Origin of the sequence: Serratia sp. CY44782 (assembly GCF_052168715.1) — a bacterium.
GTDB classification, from domain to species: Bacteria; Pseudomonadota; Gammaproteobacteria; order Enterobacterales; family Enterobacteriaceae; genus Serratia; species Serratia nevei.
The window spans coordinates 254,921-272,242 of the sequence record NZ_JBJNME010000005.1; the positions used below are offsets into that span (position 1 = coordinate 254,921).

Annotated in this window: 19 protein-coding genes; 14 read left to right on the forward strand and 5 right to left on the reverse strand. The window is 57.0% G+C overall.

The window, feature by feature from the left end; translation table 11 throughout:
• Nucleotides 1-591 precede the first annotated feature (591 nt).
• From ACJ8HT_RS11565 to ACJ8HT_RS11575, 3 genes are all read left to right on the forward strand, one after another.
• Nucleotides 592-1,422, forward strand: a complete 831-nt coding sequence (locus ACJ8HT_RS11565; protein ID WP_197651982.1) for a GIY-YIG nuclease family protein — start codon at nucleotides 592-594, stop codon at nucleotides 1,420-1,422.
• Nucleotides 1,423-1,834: 412 nt separating this feature from the next.
• Complete coding sequence (locus ACJ8HT_RS11570) at nucleotides 1,835-2,242, forward strand: hypothetical protein (RefSeq protein WP_197651981.1); 408 nt, start codon at nucleotides 1,835-1,837, stop codon at nucleotides 2,240-2,242.
• Between the two features lie 135 nt (nucleotides 2,243-2,377).
• Entirely contained in the window at nucleotides 2,378-2,728 is a 351-nt protein-coding gene (locus tag ACJ8HT_RS11575; protein WP_060419421.1) for a DUF4377 domain-containing protein, read from the forward strand.
• 50 nt (nucleotides 2,729-2,778) lie between these two features.
• Here ACJ8HT_RS11575 and ACJ8HT_RS11580 read toward each other — a convergent pair whose 3' ends face one another.
• Nucleotides 2,779-3,081 carry a hypothetical protein gene (locus ACJ8HT_RS11580; protein ID WP_049202506.1) on the reverse strand — a complete coding sequence of 101 codons (303 nt, stop codon included), beginning with the start codon at nucleotides 3,079-3,081 and terminating at the stop codon, nucleotides 2,779-2,781.
• Between the two features lie 286 nt (nucleotides 3,082-3,367).
• Between ACJ8HT_RS11580 and fabV the strand changes: the two genes are divergently transcribed.
• From fabV to ACJ8HT_RS11600, 4 genes are all read left to right on the forward strand, one after another.
• Nucleotides 3,368-4,567: an enoyl-ACP reductase FabV gene (gene fabV, locus ACJ8HT_RS11585; RefSeq protein ID WP_048322950.1), complete on the forward strand. Its 1,200-nt coding sequence runs from the start codon at nucleotides 3,368-3,370 to the stop codon at nucleotides 4,565-4,567.
• Between the two features lie 226 nt (nucleotides 4,568-4,793).
• A complete protein-coding gene (locus tag ACJ8HT_RS11590; protein ID WP_064291234.1) occupies nucleotides 4,794-5,012 on the forward strand; it encodes a hypothetical protein in 219 nt (72 codons plus the stop codon).
• A gap of 171 nt (nucleotides 5,013-5,183) precedes the next feature.
• Nucleotides 5,184-5,489: a hypothetical protein gene (locus tag ACJ8HT_RS11595; RefSeq protein WP_197651980.1), complete on the forward strand. Its 306-nt coding sequence runs from the start codon at nucleotides 5,184-5,186 to the stop codon at nucleotides 5,487-5,489.
• A gap of 43 nt (nucleotides 5,490-5,532) precedes the next feature.
• Nucleotides 5,533-5,868, forward strand: coding sequence for a hypothetical protein (locus tag ACJ8HT_RS11600; RefSeq protein WP_060419415.1), 336 nt, complete (start codon nucleotides 5,533-5,535; stop codon nucleotides 5,866-5,868).
• 37 nt (nucleotides 5,869-5,905) lie between these two features.
• Here ACJ8HT_RS11600 and dcuR read toward each other — a convergent pair whose 3' ends face one another.
• From dcuR to ACJ8HT_RS11615, 3 genes are all read right to left on the reverse strand, one after another.
• A complete protein-coding gene (gene dcuR / locus ACJ8HT_RS11605; protein WP_060419412.1) occupies nucleotides 5,906-6,625 on the reverse strand; it encodes a two-component system response regulator DcuR in 720 nt (239 codons plus the stop codon).
• On the reverse strand, nucleotides 6,618-8,231 hold the full coding sequence (locus tag ACJ8HT_RS11610) for a sensor histidine kinase (protein WP_164268211.1): 1,614 nt from the start codon (nucleotides 8,229-8,231) through the stop codon (nucleotides 6,618-6,620). Before ACJ8HT_RS11610 ends, dcuR begins: the two co-directional genes overlap by 8 nt.
• A 125-nt stretch (nucleotides 8,232-8,356) precedes the next feature.
• The gene (locus tag ACJ8HT_RS11615) at nucleotides 8,357-9,199 is read right to left on the reverse strand and encodes a class I fructose-bisphosphate aldolase (RefSeq protein WP_047727766.1); all 843 of its coding nucleotides are present in this window, start codon (nucleotides 9,197-9,199) and stop codon (nucleotides 8,357-8,359) included.
• 484 nt (nucleotides 9,200-9,683) lie between these two features.
• Here ACJ8HT_RS11615 and ACJ8HT_RS11620 point away from each other — a divergent pair, with 484 nt between their 5' ends.
• The 5 genes from ACJ8HT_RS11620 to ACJ8HT_RS11640 all read left to right on the forward strand — a co-directional run bounded on the left by ACJ8HT_RS11620 (nucleotide 9,684) and on the right by ACJ8HT_RS11640 (nucleotide 15,117).
• Nucleotides 9,684-10,613 carry a sugar ABC transporter substrate-binding protein gene (locus ACJ8HT_RS11620; protein ID WP_197651979.1) on the forward strand — a complete coding sequence of 310 codons (930 nt, stop codon included), beginning with the start codon at nucleotides 9,684-9,686 and terminating at the stop codon, nucleotides 10,611-10,613.
• Nucleotides 10,614-10,688: 75 nt separating this feature from the next.
• On the forward strand, nucleotides 10,689-12,173 hold the full coding sequence (locus ACJ8HT_RS11625) for a sugar ABC transporter ATP-binding protein (protein WP_197651978.1): 1,485 nt from the start codon (nucleotides 10,689-10,691) through the stop codon (nucleotides 12,171-12,173).
• 15 nt (nucleotides 12,174-12,188) lie between these two features.
• Nucleotides 12,189-13,229, forward strand: a complete 1,041-nt coding sequence (locus tag ACJ8HT_RS11630; protein WP_197651977.1) for an ABC transporter permease — start codon at nucleotides 12,189-12,191, stop codon at nucleotides 13,227-13,229.
• Between the two features lie 63 nt (nucleotides 13,230-13,292).
• The gene (locus tag ACJ8HT_RS11635) at nucleotides 13,293-14,213 is read left to right on the forward strand and encodes a sugar ABC transporter substrate-binding protein (RefSeq protein ID WP_197651976.1); all 921 of its coding nucleotides are present in this window, start codon (nucleotides 13,293-13,295) and stop codon (nucleotides 14,211-14,213) included.
• Between the two features lie 139 nt (nucleotides 14,214-14,352).
• Nucleotides 14,353-15,117, forward strand: a complete 765-nt coding sequence (locus ACJ8HT_RS11640; protein ID WP_049274233.1) for an SDR family oxidoreductase — start codon at nucleotides 14,353-14,355, stop codon at nucleotides 15,115-15,117.
• A gap of 46 nt (nucleotides 15,118-15,163) precedes the next feature.
• On the opposite strand, the gene metQ is transcribed toward ACJ8HT_RS11640, so the two are convergent.
• On the reverse strand, nucleotides 15,164-15,979 hold the full coding sequence (gene metQ, locus ACJ8HT_RS11645) for a methionine ABC transporter substrate-binding lipoprotein MetQ (protein ID WP_047727757.1): 816 nt from the start codon (nucleotides 15,977-15,979) through the stop codon (nucleotides 15,164-15,166).
• 236 nt (nucleotides 15,980-16,215) lie between these two features.
• On the opposite strand from metQ, the gene ACJ8HT_RS11650 reads away from it, so the two are divergent.
• On the forward strand, nucleotides 16,216-16,734 hold the full coding sequence (locus ACJ8HT_RS11650) for a hypothetical protein (RefSeq protein WP_049202527.1): 519 nt from the start codon (nucleotides 16,216-16,218) through the stop codon (nucleotides 16,732-16,734).
• A gap of 147 nt (nucleotides 16,735-16,881) precedes the next feature.
• Nucleotides 16,882-17,307, forward strand: coding sequence for a universal stress protein (locus tag ACJ8HT_RS11655; protein WP_197651975.1), 426 nt, complete (start codon nucleotides 16,882-16,884; stop codon nucleotides 17,305-17,307).
• The last annotated feature ends 15 nt before the right edge of the window (nucleotides 17,308-17,322 follow it).

Below are 17,322 nucleotides of genomic sequence, written 5' to 3' on the forward strand. Positions count from 1 at the left end.
GGGCACCAATAAAAATGGCTCAAAGTCGGTTCCTGTGTCCTGAAAGGATACGATTTTCTTTCTTAGATGTGATTAAATTATCTCTTCTAGAACAGGAGGAATTATGTCTTATTATATTTTGAGACCAGGCTTTAATTTATCTATAGTGTCAATGCTTTCCGGCTATGGCATTGTCTTTTTTGGAGAAAATTCGGCCCCAAACGTTGGTAGCATTCTAGGCGAAAATGCATCACTTTTGTTAGGCCAACTCGACAAAGTGGCTTTTTTGTCCAACGATGGGAAAATTCGATTCTTGGAATACCTAAATCCAAAGGGCCTTAACGAGACAACTTGTATCTAGGGGAGTGTTTGGGTGATTTTCATTCAAAGGTTGAAGATGTCTCCGCTGGACGATATCATTAAGATGAAGCTGGACCTGAATTTTATCATAAGGCAGCATTGCAAGAGAGCATTGAAAAAATAACCGGAATAATAATGGCGATGATTCCCGGGGTTGTAAATATGAGAAGTTATTCAAAGTGCTGGGTTAATCGCTGCCTTATTTTTTTTGAATTTGTGTTAGCCGTTGTGTTGTGAACATGGAGAACAGTTTTGACTAATTTTTCTGGTTATGTATATATACTTAAAAATGATTCATTTCAGAAGAATATTTTTAAAATTGGATTCACTAAGAATAATCCTTCAGAAAGAGCTCTCCAAATTTATAATGGTGCGACCGGTGTACCAGAGCCTTTCGATGTCGTCTTTGCATGCGAAGTGATTGACTATAAAAGGGCAGAGAAAATCATACACCACAATCTGAAAGCGTATAGGATCAGTAATAGAAGAGAGTTTTTCTGCATTCCATTAGATGTTGGTAAGGATATCATCCTGGAAATTTGTAATAATATTAACATTGAGCACGGCATGTCAATTGATAATCCTGTATACATTCCAGACATGCTTGATAGTTCAGAATTACAAAGTGAGAGGCCTTATTATTGGATCAATATTGAAGATGTTTATACACAGAGTATGTTCTTTTCAACTTTAACCGATGACCAAGAAAGAAGAGTTTCTATAGTGTATAGAATATTAGGGCATATATTTTCTGATTCACTATCTGAATGGATGGATGAATTTAGAAAAGATAGAACCCCAGAGCGAGAAATAAAAATTTGGGAGGGGATCGCCAAAGCATTCTCAAAAGTAGATAGCCGATTCTCACTTTCAACTGATTCAGCAATAGAGGTTTATTCCTTGCTGCTAACAAGATCTGGAGCCAAGAAGTCAGATGTAATGAAAAACTATAAAGCTAAATTTTTCTCACCAAAGCATGTATCAGAGATACTGGATTGTTATGAGTTAAGGCCAATGCCAATAGTAGTTGATCGGATAAGAAAGTTGAGTGATGAGCTGAATTTAAACTTTCCGCACGATTAATGAAAATATAAACCAATGTGTGTGAATTGATTAATCATTTCTAAATAATGATGACATACAAAACCATATGGTCACTTTGCAATCATCGAATCCTGTTTATCAATGCAATTGATTTAGTTAATTGTATTTTAACTTACCTCGATCGTATTCGGTCTTTTTTTTGTGATTGATTTATAAGGAAATTCTATTTAAGGCACCACCAACAATCCCCGCTCCTCTTTTCGAGTCATAGCCACCAACCCGATCTCCATCCTTATTCCCCACCCGCACATATCGCTAATTTAGCCGCACCAAAAGTCATTACATCATTTATGGCGCTGATAAGCTCCGGTCATTGCTCCCATCACCGGTTAAATGAGAGTGGCATTATGGGGAATATCAAAGTATTAGGCGTTGTAAAAGGAAGCCTGTGTTGAACGATCGGTTGAACCAGTTGAAGAGGGCGTTGCCCGGCTATCTCGAGGCGTGGCGTGAGGGGGTTTTACCCTCTGACTGGGGGCAGATGGCCAACCCTGAAATGGTTGCCGCCCTGCTGGCGGAGTGGGAGGCGCTCAGCGAATTGGCGTCGCTGTTCGAAACCGAGACTGAAATCCCAACCGACCCCGCCGCGTTTTGGCGGGCGCGTGCCGAGCTGATGGCGCAGCGCAATCGTGAACTCAGTGCCCAACTGGCGACGCCAATCCGTTTGCCTGGCACGCGGGTAGCCTTTTTTGGCTATGTGAAAACGGCGGTGATGGACGCCAGGCAGGTGAGGGCGGCGATTCGCACCGCCGGTTTTCTCATTGAAGCCGATGATAAAAATGACAGCGTACCGTCATGACCTCTGTCCTGTAATGCATGAGTTTGGAGAATAAACGCGCACGAATAATGTCGCTCCTGCGATACGAAGCGAGGTTCAATTCATCCAGTCAATTTGTTAGGATCGCCTGACCTACATGACTATTGGTGCAGTACATTGAAAATTAAAGCGTTGTTATTTGTTGCGTTGGCCGCGCTGGCCGGCTGCAGCCAGGAGGGAACCTCGATGAATCAGCCCGCGAACGAGAAAGGCGGCCAAACGGAGGTGTTGCTGGTGAACAGCGCGCTGGTGGACTGCGTGGGCGTCGGCCCGATGAAGTGCATGCAGGTGCGCCGTTCCGCGCAGCAGCCGTGGGAGTTGTTCTATACCGGTATCGAGGGTTTCACCTTCGAACCGGGCTATCAGTATCGGCTGAAAGTGCTTGTTACTCCGGTGGAGAACGTGCCGGCCGATGCTTCATCGCTGCGCTATACGCTGATTGAGCAGATGGAAAAGAACAAGGCGTAATGGATCTACCTTGTCACCACCAAATGGCGTTTCATTTGGTGGTGACGTCTTCAGGAAAGTTTGTCTTTTTTCTTTCTTCTGGAGGATTCGAAAGTGGCGAAGGCATGTGCAAGAGCAAACCCCAACGCACAGTAGCGTAGAGGCCAATTTTCTTTGGCCCATGTTTCAGAGTCAGCAATAAACATCGCGTTGCCGTTGGCAAAAAGGGTAAATTGCCAGCAAAGGATTAAAAAGCATATCGTAACCAGAACGACATAACCCTTGGAACCCAGAGGCGGTCTGAAGCCGTATTTCACGGCCAGACAGGCCGCGGCAGCGAGAGTTGAAAGAATATAATATAAAGTCGGTTCCATTACTGTTCCTGGTGATTTTATCTTCCCTGATATTCGACCGAAAAACAGCCACACCATAACGCAACGCCAGAAGCATGATCAACTTTTGCTGATTTGAAGAGGGAAGGCTTGAACGCGCTGAGGGTGCGAAGCGTGGCGCGTGGAGGCATCACGATGCGGAGTTGGGCAACCCTGATCCCTCGACTAAACTGGTCTGTTCACTGCGCTTGTTTTCGCACTTTCTTAAGTATATCGAGAAAATCAGGTATATTGTCCTTCGGTTTTTAGCTACCAAGAAAAAATTACTATGATTATCAAACCTAAAATTCGTGGTTTTATCTGCACCACCGCTCACCCGGCAGGCTGTGAAGCCAACGTCCGTGAGCAAATCGCCTACGTTAAGTCGCGCGGCGAACTGAAAAACGGGCCTAAAAAGGTGCTGGTCATTGGTGCATCCACCGGTTACGGTCTGGCCTCGCGCATCAATGCCGCTTTCGGCAGCGGTGCGGCCACCATCGGCGTATTTTTCGAGAAGCCTGGCAGCGAAGGCAAAACCGGTTCCGCCGGTTGGTACAACTCCGCCGGTTTCGACAAGGCAGCTAAAGAAGAAGGCCTGTACGCGAAAAGCATCAACGGCGACGCATTCTCCAACGAGTGCCGTCAGACCGTGATCGATCTGATCAAAAAAGACCTGGGTCAGGTTGACCTGGTGGTTTACTCGCTGGCTTCGCCGGTGCGTAAGATGCCGGAAACCGGCGAAGTGGTGCGTTCCGCACTGAAGCCGATCGGCGAGCCGTACAAATCCGTCGCGCTGGACACCAACAAAGACGTGCTGGTTGAAGCCGTGGTCGAGCCGGCCAACGAGCAAGAAATCGCCGACACCGTGAAGGTGATGGGCGGCCAGGACTGGCAGCTGTGGATGGACGCGCTGGACGAAGCGGGCGTGCTGGCGGATAACGCGCAGTCTGTCGCTTACTCCTACATCGGTACCGATCTGACCTGGCCAATCTACTGGCACGGTACGCTGGGCAAAGCGAAAGAAGATCTGGATCGCGCGGCACACGCCATCAACCAGAAGCTGCAGGCCAAAGGCGGCGCGGCTTACGTTGCGGTGCTCAAGTCGGTGGTGACTCAGGCTTCCTCCGCCATTCCGGTAATGCCGCTGTATATCTCCATCGTGTTCAAGATCATGAAGGAGCAGGGCATTCACGAAGGCTGCATCGAGCAGATCCAGCGTCTGTTCGCCACCAAGCTGTACAGCGGTGCGGCGCCGGATACCGACGAGAAACACCGTCTGCGTCTGGATGACTGGGAACTGCGCGACGCCGTGCAGGAGACCTGCCGTGAAATCTGGCAGCAGCTGAACGACAACAACATCAACGAACTGACCGATTATCAGGGCTACAAGGCGGAATTCCTGCGCCTGTTCGGCTTTGGTCTGCAGGGCGTTGACTACGACGCCGATCTGAGCGGCGAAGCCAACTTCGATGTGATCGAGCTGGTCTAAGCGCGTCGAACGGTCAAACAAGGTCGGGTTAGTCCGGCCTTTTTTATTGCCTGCGAATTATCGGGTGGCTAAGCGAAAATGTTTATTTCAGGTTAATAGGTTAACCAGGTGATTAACATCGGCGGGCGGCGTTGAAATAACGGCGGTTATTAAACTAAAGAAAGTCATTTTTTTATTTACCCTTGCCGCCGGCTGCGGGTATTTTATTTCCTTTAAGGAGAAAACTATGACATGGCGTTATTGGGCCCCGGCATCGTTATTGTTGTTGAGCGCTTGCAGCGCGATTCAGCCGACGTCGACGTCCCCAGACTGGTCTCAGCCGCAGCCCGCCACGCGGGAGCAGCGGCAGCGCATCATGGCGGGCGAGTCCGCCTCCTCGGTATTGCACGAAGGAAATGTCGGCATTGGCGGCACCTTCGATGGGTCGAAAATATTCGATCGTTAAGCCGCTAAATATATTCAGCCAAATTAATGCGCGCATTCTGCCGATATTGTCGAAGGGTTTACCTTTCCTACGTTATTCTGCCGTGGCCCGACCATTTATTGCGTTAGCAGACAATTCGTTTTCCTTATAGGGAACTGCCGGTTTATTTCGGTGTAATCAAAGGAGTTGCCCATGGCGAAGGACATGGCCGCGATCTTTCTCTTGCTGTTGCTGCCGCTAAGCCAAAGCGCCGGCGCGGCGCGCTACGACAGGCAATGTGAAGGCGTGTCGCCGGTGCTGTTTCAAAAGCGGCTGAAAGCGCTGGCGCAGGATCTGCGGCAGGAAATGAACGAGGAAGCGCCGCCGGCAGAGCGCGATGCGGAAGAGCTGGCGCGGCTGGCGGAGTGCGGTATCGAGCCCGGCAAAGCGCCCGTCACCGGCGGGCAGCGCGCGCCCCGTTCAGAGGAAAAGCCGCCGGCATCGCCGAACGGTTGTTGAGCCGGCGTGCGCGCAGAGTAAAACGATGTAAAAGGAATCATTAATGAAAAGGATAGTGTTGGCCGGCGCGGCCTTGTGTTGCGCCAGCTTCGCGCAGGCGCGGGTGGATTTGGAATACCATGCGGCGGCGCCGAAGGACAGCAAGGTCACCGAGGAGTATCAGAAAAAGCGCGACGCATTGCGCCACAAGGTGTGGAATGTCGATAATCTGACGCTGGCCAACGAGCAGGCGATTGCGCGCGAACAGCAGCGCGAGGCGGCAGAGAGCGCCAAACGGCAGCAGCATCACCTGGAACAGCAGGAGAAAAAGCAGCGCTGCCTGCGGAGACACTCGAAAGATCCTCACCGCGAGGCGAAGTGTTACATGCACAGCTTCTAACATTAACCGTCCGGGCGCCATCAGCGCCCGGCGTCGTTTAGGCCGGGCGGCAATGCTCTTTCAGCATGGCGATCGCGTCCGGTTTCAGCTGATACAGATAGACCGGGCGGCCGGTGGCGCCGTACAGAATACGGGTGCCGAGAATGCCGCTCTCCGCCAGATAGATGAGGTACTTGCGGCAGGACACCCGCGAAATGCCGATGGCGTTGGCCAGGTTGTCGGTGGAGAATTCGCTGTCATGCTGCTGTTCGATCCACTCGCACACCGTGCTCAGGGTAATGCTGGTCAGTCCCTTCGGCAGCTTCTTGCTCTCCTGGCCGCCGGGCTGGCGGCGCAGCAGGCTGTCGACGTCGGCCTGCGAAAACTCGCGCTGCGCCAGAATCTGCGACTGCTGCCGGTAGTGGCTCAGCGCCTCCTTGAAGCGGCTGAACTGGAACGGTTTGATCAGATAATCCACCACGCCGTAGTGCAGCGCCTTTTGCACCGTGTTCACGTCGCTGGCGGAGGAGATGATGATCACATCCGTCTTCTCGCCGAGTTCGCGCAGGCCGGGCAGCAGATCCAGCCCGTTCTCCTGCTGCATGTAGATATCCAGCAGCACCAGATCGATGCTGACGTCGGCATCGGCCAGCAGGGCGCGCGCCTGGTTCAGGGTGGCGACCGTCGCCTGGCAGTGAAAACCGCTGACCTGGCTCAGGTAGTATTTGTTCAGCTCCGCCACCATCGGGTCGTCGTCGACAATCAGTACGTTAATCATGGGCTCTGCTCTTGGCCTGATAGGGAAGGTGCACGAAAAATTGGGTCAGCTCGCCCGGTTCGGATTCGAAATCGATGCTGCCGCCCAGTTTCTCCAGATGGCTGCGGATCAGCGCCAGGCCAATGCCGCGTCCCGTTCCCTTGGTAGAAAATCCGTGTTCGAAGATGCGCGCGCCGATCGCCGGATCGATGCCGGGGCCGTCGTCGCTGACGATACAGTGTAATTGATCGTCGTGATGATGGAAGCTCAGGCCGATCTCGTGGCCCTCAACGCCGTCGATGGCGTCGATGGCGTTTTCGATCAGGTTGCCGAGCACGCTGATCAGCACATGGGTGGTTTCCGCGTCGTCGGTTTCCGGCAGCAGGCTGGTTTCCTCGATGGTCAGCTCAACGCCGGCTTCGTGGGCGCGGCTGATCTTGCCGATGAAAAAGCCCGCCACTTCCGGCGAGTGAATCTTGCGCAGCAGCGCGCCGATCTCTTCCTGATAGTTGCTGGCGGTATTGATGATGTAGTTTTCCAACTGCTGGTAGGCCTTCATGTGCAGCATGCCGAGTATCACGTGCAGCTTGTTCATAAATTCGTGCGACTGCACCCGCAGCGCATCGGCGTAGTGCGCCATGCCGCTCAGGCGCTGCAGCAGGCGGCTGACCTCGGTCTTGTCGCGGAAGGTGGCGATGGCGCCGGTCACCTGGCCGTTGACGATCACCGGGACGGTATTGGTCAGCAGTTCGCTGCCGTTGAAGCTGATCTGCCGATCGCGCAGCGGTTTGCCGCTGGCCAGCACCTCCGCCAGATGCAGCTGCGCCGGCCAATGCTTGCTGGCGGCTTCCAGCAGCAGATTTTCCACCGGGCCGCTTTGGCGCAGCAGGCGCTTGGCCTCGTCGTTGACGATGGTAATGCGGGATTCATTATCGACCGCGATCACGCCTTCTTTAATCGATTGCAGCATGGCGTTGCGCTGTTCGAACAGGTTGGAGATTTCGTAAGGCTCGAAACCCAGCATGATGCGCTTGAGCGCGGAGACCAGGAAGAAGGTGCCCAGACTGCCGACCAGCGCGGCGAAGGCGATGGTCCAATAGATGATCCAGCGGCTCTCCGCCACCACCCGCTGCACGGTATCCAGTGCGATGCCGAGCGCCACTACGCCGATTTGCTGTTTCTGCGCGTCATACACCGGCACGAACACCCGCAGCGCCGGGGCCAGCGTGCCGCGGTTGATGGCGCTGTTGACGTTGCCTTGCAGCGCGGGCGCCAGATCGTCGCCGATAAAATGCTGGCCGATCAGCCAGGGTTTGGGGTGCGAATAGCGGATACCCTGCATATCCACCACCACCACGAACAGCAGCTCGTTTTGATGGCGCACCTGCTCGGCGAAGCGCTGAATGGTGCCGCTTTGGTCGCGCCGCTGCAGGCCGTCAACCACCGTGCTGGAGAGCGCCAGCGTATTGGCGACGGCGATGGCTTTCTGCTGCAGCTGATCTTGCCCCTCGCGGCTCATCTGCACGAAAAACAGCGCGAACACCACCAGCAGCACCGAAGCGATGATGGCGGACACCATCAGCGTGATGGAGGTGCTCAGCTTGAGCGGCACCCGTTGTTTTGGCATGGCGGTTCTCCGAATGGCGATATCACGGCGTATTCTAGCGAGGAATGAGGCAAGCTGCAGTTACCGGCAGCAGGTTATAGCATGCTGCCGGGGAGCGGGGGGCTTATTTTAGTTACAAAAGCGGGTCACTGCTGGTGGTAGATCTCCAGCGCCTGTTGGCCGCTGGCGCCCTGATGGATGATTGCCATCAACGCGCGCACCACCTGCGACGGATTGCTGTGTTGATAGACGTTGCGGCCGTAAACCATGCCGGAGGCGCCCTGGGCCATCAGCGCGGCGGATTTCTCCAGCACCGGCCCCAGCTCCCCCTTGCCGCCGCCGCGCACCAGCGTCGGGCAGCGCGCCGCTTCCACCACGCGGTGGAAGTCTTCCACCCGTTCGGTCGGGTCGGCCTTGATGATGTCGGCGCCCAGCTCGCGCGCCAGCCGCACCAGCGGCACGATCTTCTCCACGTCGCCGAGCGAGCCGTAGGCGGCGCCCTGGCCGGCCGGGGCCATCACCAGCGGTTCGATCATCAGCGGCATGGCGTATTGATCGCAGGCGTGGCGCAGGCGGCCGATGTTTTCCACGCACTGGCGGAAAATGCCGGGCTCATCCGGGATCATATACAGATTGACCACCACCGCGGCGGCGTCCATTTGCAGCGCCGCGAGGATCGGCGCCTCCGGGTTGTGCAGCACCGCCCACATTTCGCGGTGGCGCGCGGCGTTATAGGCGTTACCGACGTCGGTGCGCATCACCAGCGCCGGTTTTTCGCGCTGCGGCGCGCGCTGCAGCAGATCCGCCTGGCCGTAGTTGACCTGAATGGCGTCGGGGCGCGCGGCGATCAGGTTGCCCATCACCCGTTCGATATCTTCCAGGCCGATCAAGAAATCCGGTTCGTTGGCGATGCCGTGATCGATCGCCACATCCAGGCACTTGCCGTTGTTGAACAGGCGGTTCATCCGCACCTTACTGCTGAGCTGCATGTCAGGTCCTCCTGAGATAGGGATATGTCCATTATTGCCGAGTAAGGATGGTCGGGAAACGCGGAAACCGCAAACTGCGTGGCCGCTCGCAGTTTTTGCCGGCGCACGAAAGAGGAACGCTCGCCGGCGGCTTTCATTTCATTTGTTAGATCCGTGTCATGTTTTTGTTAATAAGCCATTCCAAAATGCATGTTTCGCTTGTTTAGGTTAAAAAGTTTCAATAATCTAAATTATGAAATAAACATTTAAAAACGTGCTGAAGGTGCCGTTTGTTGTGCCAGGGGTTTATTTCAATTGGTTGTTTTTAATCTGTTTTGAGATATTGATCACCATTTTTCCAACGACCTTTATACGGCGATAACGCGGTAAATTCGCCGTATCAAAGGGATAACACCGACCGTATTGTTGTTTGAATGTAAAAAATATTTTTCATTAGCTGTCAACCAACAGACCTCTTCATTCTAACGATTAAAGGGTAACGAACATGAAGCTGAAGAAACTGATCGCCGCCTCGGTACTGATGTGCATGCTGCCGGCCAGCGTGTTGGCGAAAGACATCAAGATCGGCGTTTCCATGGCTTACTTCGATGACAACTTCCTCACCATTCTGCGCCAGTCGATGCAAAACAAAATGAAGGCCGACGGTAACGTCAGCGGCCAGTTCGAAGACGCCAAAGGCGACATCGCGCAGCAAATTCAACAAATCGAAAACTTCGTCAGCCAGGGCGTCGACGCCATCATCCTCAACCCGGTGGATACCCAGGGCGTCAAGCCGATGATCAAGCTGGCCGAGAAGGCCAAGATCCCGCTGGTGTTCGTCAACCGCAAGCCGGAAGTGGCGATGCCGGCCGGCATGGCCTACGTCGGCTCCGACTCCAAGCTAGCCGGCAAGCTGCAGATGGAGGCGCTGGCCAAGCTGATGAACGGCAAGGGCAACGTGATGATCCTGATGGGCGAGCTGTCGAGCGAAGCCACGCGCGACCGCACCCGCGGCGTGGAAGAGGTGGCGGCCAACTATCCCGGCATCAAAATAGTCGACAAGCAAACCGCCAAGTTCTTCCGCAAAGAGGCGGTGGACGTTACCACCGACTGGATTTTGTCCGGCCAGCAGATAGACGCCATCGCCTCCAACAACGACGAAATGGCCATCGGCGCTATTTTGGCGCTGAAGCAGGCCAAGAAATCCGGCGTGCTGGTGGCCGGCGTTGACGGCACGCCGGACGCGCTGGAGTTCATCAAGAAGGGCGATCTGGCGTTGAGCGTGTTCCAGGACGCCAAAGGCCAGGGCGAAGGCGCGGTGCAGACCGCCGTTCAACTGGTGAAAGGCGAGAAAGTGGAAAGCAACGTGCTGATCCCTTACCAGCTGATCACCCAGGCCAATTACCAGCAATTCGCCGATAAAAACAAGAAATAAGCCTTGAAGCCCGCCGCGGGCGCCGGTGTGGAGCGAGCGCGGCGGAAAACGTGGGTCAGTGCGGAGGTAAGCGGTATGTACCCTTATGTTCTTGAGGCCGAAGGCATCAGCAAGCAGTTCCCCGGCGTCAAAGCGCTGGATAAGGTCTCGATTAAAATCAAACCCGGCAGCGTGCACGCGCTGATGGGGGAAAACGGCGCGGGCAAATCGACGCTGATGAAATGCCTGATCGGCATCTACCACCCGGACGAAGGCTCGATCAAAATCAAAGGCCGGCCGGTCACCTTCAGCGATACGCTGCAGGCGCTGCATTCGGGTATTTCCATGATTCACCAGGAGCTGAACCTGGTGCCCTACATGACGGTGGCGGAAAACATCTGGCTGGGGCGCGAACCGGCGCGGCTGGGGTTCGTCAACCACGAACAGCTGAACGAACAGACCCGCGAACTGCTGGCGCGGCTGAACATCAAACTGCAGCCGGAGACGCTGGTGGGCGAGCTGAGCATCGCCAACCAACAGATGGTGGAGATTGCCAAGGCGGTATCCTACAACGCCGACGTGCTGATCATGGATGAACCGACCTCGGCGCTGACCGAAGGCGAAGTGGTGCACCTGTTCGCCATCATCCGCGAACTGCGCGAGCAAGGCAAAGGCATCATCTATATCAGCCACAAGATGGATGAGATCTTCGCCATCACCGACGAAGTGAGCATTTTCCGCGATGGCACCTTCATCGCCTGCGACAAAACCGAAAACCTGACCAAACAGTCGCTGATCACCATGATGGTGGGGCGCGAACTGACGCAGATGTTCCCCAAATTCAACAACAATATCGGCGAGGAAGTGCTGCGGGTGGCGGGGCTGCGCCGCAGCGGCTGGTTCCATGACGTATCGTTTAGCGTCAAGCGCGGCGAGATCCTCGGCGTTGCCGGGCTGGTGGGCGCCGGGCGCAGCGAAGTGATGGAGAGCCTGTTCGGCATGCACCCGGCGGACGGCGGCGAGATCTTTATCGAAGGCCAGGCGGTAAAAGTGGATTCCCCGGCGAAGGCGATCGAGAGCGGGCTGGCGTTCCTCACCGAAGACCGCAAGAAATCCGGCCTGTTTCTGGTGCTGTCGGTGGTCGAGAACATGAGCATCGTCAACCTGTCGGAATACATCGGCAAGAACGGTTTGGTCAGCCACGTGCAGATGGCCAAAGACTGCATGGATCAGATTAAAAAGCTCAACATCAAAACGCCGACCATGGATCAGATCATCAATAACCTCAGCGGCGGCAACCAGCAGAAGGTCTTAATCGCGCGCTGGCTGCTGGCGCAGCCGAAAATCCTGATCCTCGATGAACCGACGCGCGGTATCGACGTGGGGGCGAAAGCGGAAATTTACCGCCTGATCAGCGAGCTGGCCAACCGCGGCGTCGCCATCATTCTGGTTTCCTCCGAGCTGCCGGAGATCCTCGGCATGAGCGACCGGGTGATGGTGATGCACGGCGGCCGCATCACCGGCATTTTGGACAAAGACGACGCGGACCAGGAGAAGATCCTGGCGCTGGCCTCAGAATAACGAAGGGTGAACATCATGAGTAACGTAAAGATTGAGAAGCCGCTCTCCGCCGATTCAACGGGCAAGGGAACACTGTTCTCCGGGCTGAGCGGCAAAATGCCGAAGGATACCGGTATCTTCATCGTGATGATCGGCATCGCGCTGATCTTCGAAATCCTCGGCTGGTACATGCGCGATCAGTCATTCCTGCTGAACCCGAACCGCCTGCTGCTGATCGTGCTGCAGGTGGCGATCATCGGCATCATCGCGGTGGGCGTCACCCAGGTGATCATCACCACCGGCATCGATCTCTCCTCCGGCTCGCTGATTGCGCTGACTGCGGTAGTGGCGGCCAGCCTGGCGCAGACCTCGGACAGCATCTCGCCGATGTATCCGGGGCTGTTCGATCTGCCGGCGGCGATCCCGATCGGCGCGGGGATCGGGGTGGGCATCGTCTGCGGCTTTATCAACGGCTTCCTGATCACCCGCACCGGCATTCCGCCGTTTATCGCTACGCTGGGGATGATGGTGTCGGCGCGCGGCCTGGCGCAGTACTACACCAAGGGCAACCCGGTCAGCTTCCTGTCGGACGGCTTCACGTCAATCGGCCAGGGCGCGATGCCGGTGATCATCTTCCTGGTGATTGCGGTGATCTTCCATATCGCACTCAAGCACACCCGCTACGGCAAATACATCTACGCCATCGGCGGCAACATGACCTCGGCGCGGGTTTCCGGCATCAACGTCAATAAGTACCTGGTGACGGTTTACACCATCGCCGGCGGCCTGGCGGGGTTGGCGGGCGTGGTGCTGGCGGCGCGCGTCAGCAGCGGCCAGTCGAGCATGGGGATGTCCTACGAGCTGGACGCCATCGCCGCGGCGGTGATCGGCGGCAGCAGCCTGATGGGCGGCGTCGGGCGCATCACCGGCACGCTGATCGGCGCGGTGATCCTCGGCCTGATCAAAAGCGGCTTCACCTTTATCGGCGTCGATTCTTACATTCAGGACATCATCAAAGGCGTGATTATCGTCGCCGCCGTGTCGATCGACATGCGGCGCAACCGTAAAAAACACTGATTGCCGTGAATTGCCGCCGGCGCCAGGGTTGGCCGGCGGCGTTTTTTTACCGGGGGACACATCATGAATTACCTGAAAGTGTTGTGGCTGGCGGTGGCGCTGTGCGCGTCTACCCCGGCATGGGCGCAAACCATCGGCGTGTCGATGGCCTATTTCGACCAGAACTTCCTCACCATCATCCGCCAGGCGATCGACAAGGAGGCCAAGGCGCGCGGCATCACCGTGCAGTTTGAGGACGCGCGCGGCGACGTCGGCCGCCAGACCGATCAGGTGCAGAGCTTTATCAGCGCCGGGGTGGACGCGATTATCGTCGATCCGGTCAACTCGGCCAGCACGCCGGTGATGACCAAAATGGTGCAGGCCGCCGGCGTGCCGCTGGTGTACGTGAACCGCACGCCGGGCGACGCCAAACTGCCGCAGGGCGTGGTGTTCGTCGGCTCCGACGAGCGGGAATCCGGCACGCTGCAGATGGAAGAGCTGGCGCGGCTGGCCGGCTATCAGGGCAACGTGGCGGTGATGATCGGCAACCTGACCGACGCCGGCGCGCTGCAGCGCACCAAAGACGTGGAGCAGGTGGTGAGCAAGTACCCGAAAATGAAGGTGGTGCAGAAGCAGAGCGCCAACTATTCACGCAGTGAAGGTATGGACCTGATGATGAACTGGCTGACCAACGGCGAAGCGATCGACATCGTCGCCGCCAACAACGACGAGATGGCGATCGGCGCAATCATGGCGCTGCAGCAGGCGGGCAAGGCGGACAAGAAAGTGCTGATCGGCGGCATCGACGCCACGCCGGACGGCCTCAAGGCGCTGGCCTCCGGCAAGATGCAGGTCACGGTGTTCCAGGACGCGGTCGGGCAGGGCAAAGCCTCGGTCGATGTGGCGCAGCGCATGATCAACGGTGAAAAGCTCGAGCCGTATTACTGGATCCCGTTCGAGCTGGTGACGCCGGCCACGATGCAGAAGTATGCGGCCAGGCCGTGAGTTAACCGTCAGATCCGCGTTGCCGGGGCGCTGCTTGCAGCGCCTTTTTTATTGGCGTCAGTTACATGTCCGCTTGCGGCCAGCGCGGCGCGGGATCTTGCTTCACACTGAGGATCTTTAAACCGCGTGAGGATGAGCGATGAACGCATTGAACGGCAAGGTGGCGGTGATCGGCGGCGCCAGTTCGGGGATCGGCAGGGCGGCGGCGCTGCTGTTCGCCCGCCAGGGGGCTGCGCTGGTGTTGGGGGCGCGGCGCGAGCGGCTGTTGGCGGAGCTGGTGGAGGACATTCGGCGCGAGGGCGGCCGGGCGCTCGCGGTGGCGGGCGACGTGCGCGATGAAGCCTTCGCCGAACGGCTGACGGCGACGGCGGTCGACGAATTCGGCGGGCTGGATATCGCCTTCAACAACGCCGGCACGCTGGGGCCACTGGGGCCGTCGCTGGCGCTCACCGCGCCAGAATGGCGCGAGGTGCTGGAAACCAACTTGTCCAGCGCCTACTACGGCGCCAAATATCAAATCCCCGCCATGCTGGCGCGTGGCGCGGGCTCGGTGATTTTCACCTCCACCTTCGTCGGCCATACCGCGGCGTTTCCCGGCACGGCGGCCTATGCGGCCGGCAAGTCGGGGCTGATCGGCCTGACGCAGGCGCTGGCGGTGGAGTTCGGCGGGCGCGGCATTCGGGTGAACGCGCTGCTGCCGGGCGGCACCGATACGGCGATGGGCCGGCAGATGAGCAATACCCCGGAGGCGTTGGCGCAGGTGGCCGATCTGCACGCGCTGAAGCGGCTGGCGATGCCGGAGGAGATCGCGCAGGCGGCGCTGTATCTGGCGTCTGACGCTTCCTCATTCGTTACCGGCACCGCGATGCTGGTGGACGGCGGCGTGTCCATCCAGCGCGGCTGAGGTTGCCATCGCCCGTGGCCGGGCGCCACGGGCATGCGGGGGAGGGTTACCAGCCTTTGACGGCGTCGCCCTTGTAGATGTCGGCGGCGCTGGCCGCCACTTCGTCGGTCTGATAGGCCTTGACCAGATCCTTCACTTTCTCGCTGTCTTTGTTGTCGATGCGGCTGGCGAAGATGTTGACGTACGGGGAGTTTTTGTCTTCGACAAACAGCCCGTCCTTGGCCGGCGACAGGCCGATCTGGCTGGAATAGTTGGTGTTGATGATCGCCAGCGTCACTTTCTGATCGTCCAGCGCGCGCGGCAGCTGCGGCGCTTCAATCTCGACGATCTTCAGCTTTTTCGGGTTGCCGACGATGTCCAGCGCGGTCGGCAGCAGGCCGACGCCCTCTTTCAGGGTGATCAGCCCCTGTTTTTGCAACAGCAGCAGCGAGCGGCCCAGGTTGGTCGGATCGTTCGGCACCGCCACCTGCGCGCCGTCCGGCAGCTGGCTGAGTGCGGTTATCTTCTTCGAATAGCCGGCGATCGGGTAGACGAAGGTGTTGCCCACCGCCGCCAGCTTGTAGCCGCGCTCCTGCATCTGCTTGTCCAGATACGGCTTGTGCTGGAAGGCGTTGACGTCCAGATCGCCGTTGTTCAGCGCTTCGTTCGGCAGCACGTAGTCGTTGAAGGTCACCACCTCCACGTCCAGATCGTATTTCTGCTTGGCGACCTTTTGCACCACCGCCCACAGCGACTGATCGATACCGGCGCTGATGCCGACCTTGATGTGGTGATCGTCCTGTGCCGTCGGGCCACAGGCGGTCAGCAGCAGCGTGCCGGCGGCGGCCAGCGCCAGGGTGAGGTTTTTCAGCGTAAATGTCATTTTCCCAGGGTCCTTGTCAACATTGCCTGCTAATTTTGGCGGGCAGAATAGTGGCAGTGACTGTAGGTAATCGCTGGGCTAAAACAAAATACTGATTCACTATGACTCATAGCGATTAGCTATGAGCGGCCGCCGCCTGGCGCGGTGCGGATTGTTTTGACGGCGAATCGGCGGGCTTATTATGATAGCCGTTGGCCCGTGAGGGCAGACTGGGTACTGAAACGAAGGAAAAGACAATGCGATTGAACACTTGGAGCAAGGCGCTGCTGCCGCTGGTGGTGTTGGCCTGCGTCTCGGCGACTCAGGTTCGGGCGGCGGAGAGCGATACCGGGCCGATCCCCAAACAGCTGCTGGGCAACTGGCGCGTCAGTAAAATTGTGCCGACCCAGACCACCGGCTGCTGGGATCAACAGCAGGCGCAGAGCCTGATCGGCGGCAAAATCAGCTACAAAGCGGATGCGTTCAGCTGGAACGGCACTGCGCTGAAAAGCGAAGGGGCCACCGTCAGCACCGTAGAAGCGCAGGAGTTTGTCGAGGACAATTCCGGCAGCAGCTCCTACATCGATTTCCCGATGCTGGGCATCAGCACGCCGTCGGTCGAACGCGTGGCCATTCAGCACGCGGATACCGCCATCAAAGGCATCACCGATCAGGGCACCGATGGGGTGCCCGGCGATAACGTGCTGGTGAAAGACGCCAACACGCTGATCCTGTCGCTGTGCAACGTCTGGTTTGAGGCGCAGCGCGAGAAGTAATTTTTGCCTTCAGCCCCGGCAACGGGGCTTTCCGACCGCGTCGCCACCCGTCATACGCGCCATTTCTGAACTAAAATTAACCATAACGATATGACCCCGGCGTGATATCGGAGCCTCGGCTCTACCGAGTCCATGACAGGAGGCGCTATGTGTTACCACCATATTGTCATCGCCACCGATCTGAGCGATGACGGCAAACGGCTGGTCGAAAAGGGGGCGCTGCTGGCGGAGGCGCTGCAGGCCAAACTCTCACTGATCTATGTGGACGTTCACTACGACACCTACCACGCGGCGATCGGCTTTTCGGAGCGCAGCTATGACGGCGTGCCGTTCGAAGAGAAGATCCGCAAAGAGCTGGAGCCCACCACGCAAAACGTCAATTACCCGATCGCGGAGGTGATTATCGGGCGCGGCGGCTTAGTCGACGAACTGCGTACGGCAGTCGTGGATAAGAACATCGATCTGCTGGTGTTCGGCCATCACCACGATCTGTGGAGCAACCTGTTTTCTTCCACCCGCAATGCCATCAACCAGCTGAATATCGACGTGCTGGTGATCCCGATCCGCTCATAAACGCGGGCCACCGCC